2 rRNA genes are annotated in these 3,289 nt (G+C 52.6%); both read left to right on the top strand.

The window, feature by feature from the left end:
• Positions 1-130: 130 nt before the first annotated feature.
• Positions 131-3,012 (top strand): 23S ribosomal RNA (locus QZM35_RS38045).
• A gap of 154 nt (positions 3,013-3,166) precedes the next feature.
• Positions 3,167-3,279, top strand: a 5S ribosomal RNA gene (gene rrf, locus QZM35_RS38040).
• The last annotated feature ends 10 nt before the right edge of the window (positions 3,280-3,289 follow it).

Here is a 3,289-nt window from a genome sequence, read left to right as displayed (position 1 = left end):
AAACTATCCGGGTTGTGATTGTATCGATGTATCTCAAGATGATTCGAACTTAATGTTTGACTCAATTGGAATACGGCACAACGCGAGAACTCAACCTGTAGCGACTGTCGATGAGACAGACTCGTTATAGGGTCAAGCGAACAAGTGCATGTGGTGGATGCCTTGGCGATCACAGGCGATGAAGGACGCGGTAGCCTGCGAAAAGCTACGGGGAGCTGGCAAACGAGCTTTGATCCGTAGATGTCCGAATGGGGAAACCCACTCCTTTTGGAGTATCCATGGCTGAATACATAGGCCATGTGAAGCGAACGCGGTGAACTGAAACATCTAAGTAACCGCAGGAAAAGAAATCAACCGAGATTCCCAAAGTAGTGGCGAGCGAAATGGGATGAGCCTTGCACTCTTTATTTGTATTGTTAGCCGAACGCTCTGGAAAGTGCGGCCATAGCAGGTGATAGCCCTGTAGGCGAAAACAGTATGAAAGAACTAGGTGTGCGACAAGTAGGGCGGGACACGTGAAATCCTGTCTGAAGATGGGGGGACCATCCTCCAAGGCTAAATACTCGTGATCGACCGATAGTGAACCAGTACCGTGAGGGAAAGGCGAAAAGAACCCCGGGAGGGGAGTGAAATAGATCCTGAAACCGCATGCATACAAACAGTCGGAGCCTCGTAAGGGGTGACGGCGTACCTTTTGTATAATGGGTCAGCGACTTACGTTCAGTAGCAAGCTTAACCGTATAGGGCAGGCGTAGCGAAAGCGAGTCCGAATAGGGCGTTCAGTTGCTGGGCGTAGACCCGAAACCAAGTGATCTATCCATGGCCAGGATGAAGGTGCGGTAACACGTACTGGAGGTCCGAACCCACTAACGTTGAAAAGTTAGGGGATGAGCTGTGGATAGGGGTGAAAGGCTAAACAAACTTGGAAATAGCTGGTTCTCTCCGAAAACTATTTAGGTAGTGCCTCGTGTCTCACCTTCGGGGGTAGAGCACTGTCATGGTTGGGGGGTCTATTGCAGATTACCCCGCCATAGCAAACTCCGAATACCGAAGAGTGCAATCACGGGAGACAGACATCGGGTGCTAACGTCCGGTGTCAAGAGGGAAACAACCCAGACCGCCAGCTAAGGTCCCCAAATATAGCTAAGTGGGAAACGAAGTGGGAAGGCTAAAACAGTCAGGAGGTTGGCTTAGAAGCAGCCACCCTTTAAAGAAAGCGTAATAGCTCACTGATCGAGTCGTCCTGCGCGGAAGATGTAACGGGGCTAAGCTATATACCGAAGCTGCGGATGCGTGCTTAGCACGCATGGTAGGAGAGCGTTCTGTAAGCCTGCGAAGGTGTCTCGGAAGGGATGCTGGAGGTATCAGAAGTGCGAATGCTGACATGAGTAGCGATAAAGGGGGTGAAAGGCCCCCTCGCCGTAAGCCCAAGGTTTCCTACGCAACGTTCATCGGCGTAGGGTGAGTCGGCCCCTAAGGCGAGGCAGAAATGCGTAGCTGATGGGAAGCAGGTCAATATTCCTGCACCATTGTTAGATGCGATGGGGGGACGGATCGCGGAAGGTTGTCCGGGTGTTGGAAGTCCCGGTCGCTGCATTGGAGAAGGCGCTTAGGCAAATCCGGGCGCGTAATTCAAGGGTGTGGCGCGAGCTCCCTAGGGAGCGAAGCAATTGGAAGTGGTTCCAAGAAAAGCCTCTAAGCTTCAGTCTAACGATGACCGTACCGCAAACCGACACAGGTGGGCGAGATGAGTATTCTAAGGCGCTTGAGAGAACTCGGGAGAAGGAACTCGGCAAATTGGTACCGTAACTTCGGGATAAGGTACGCCCTTGTAGCTTGACTGGCCTGCGCCAGGAGGGTGAAGGGGTTGCAATAAACTGGTGGCTGCGACTGTTTAATAAAAACACAGCACTCTGCAAACACGAAAGTGGACGTATAGGGTGTGACGCCTGCCCGGTGCCGGAAGATTAAATGATGGGGTGCAAGCTCTTGATTGAAGTCCCGGTAAACGGCGGCCGTAACTATAACGGTCCTAAGGTAGCGAAATTCCTTGTCGGGTAAGTTCCGACCTGCACGAATGGCGTAACGATGGCCACACTGTCTCCTCCCGAGACTCAGCGAAGTTGAAGTGTTTGTGATGATGCAATCTACCCGCGGCTAGACGGAAAGACCCCATGAACCTTTACTGTAGCTTTGCATTGGACTTTGAACCGATCTGTGTAGGATAGGTGGGAGGCTATGAAACCGGAACGCTAGTTTCGGTGGAGCCGTCCTTGAAATACCACCCTGGTTTGTTTGAGGTTCTAACCTTGGCCCGTGATCCGGGTCGGGGACAGTGCATGGTAGGCAGTTTGACTGGGGCGGTCTCCTCCCAAAGCGTAACGGAGGAGTACGAAGGTACGCTAGGTACGGTCGGAAATCGTGCTGATAGTGCAATGGCATAAGCGTGCTTAACTGCGAGACCGACAAGTCGAGCAGGTGCGAAAGCAGGTCATAGTGATCCGGTGGTTCTGTATGGAAGGGCCATCGCTCAACGGATAAAAGGTACTCTGGGGATAACAGGCTGATACCGCCCAAGAGTTCATATCGACGGCGGTGTTTGGCACCTCGATGTCGGCTCATCTCATCCTGGGGCTGTAGCCGGTCCCAAGGGTATGGCTGTTCGCCATTTAAAGAGGTACGTGAGCTGGGTTTAAAACGTCGTGAGACAGTTTGGTCCCTATCTGCCGTGGGCGTTGGATATTTGAAGGGGGCTGCTCCTAGTACGAGAGGACCGGAGTGGACGAACCTCTGGTGTACCGGTTGTCACGCCAGTGGCATCGCCGGGTAGCTATGTTCGGAAGAGATAACCGCTGAAAGCATCTAAGCGGGAAACTCGCCTTAAGATGAGATATCCCTGGGGACTAGATCCCCTTGAAGGGTCGTTCGAGACCAGGACGTTGATAGGTCAGGTGTGTAAGCGCAGTAATGCGTTCAGCTAACTGATACTAATTGCCCGTAAGGCTTGATCCTATAACAAGTCTGCCTTGTAGATCGGCGCCGTGCGCAAGCACCGGCCGCGATCCAAAGCGACAGGTTGGATTCTCGTGTGTGATACACACAACTCAAAATTACTGCTTCTTCCCAGATTGGTTGTGCTGCGAAGCCAGCGCAACAACCCTCTTTGCCTGATGACCATAGCGAGTCGGTCCCACCCCTTCCCATCCCGAACAGGACCGTGAAACGACTCTACGCCGATGATAGTGCGGATTCCCGTGTGAAAGTAGGTAATCGTCAGGCTCCCTAAGCC

This window comes from Burkholderia sp. AU45274, from assembly GCF_030482505.1.
Classification (GTDB): domain Bacteria; phylum Pseudomonadota; class Gammaproteobacteria; order Burkholderiales; family Burkholderiaceae; genus Burkholderia.
This window is presented reverse-complemented; position numbering and strand designations above follow the sequence as displayed.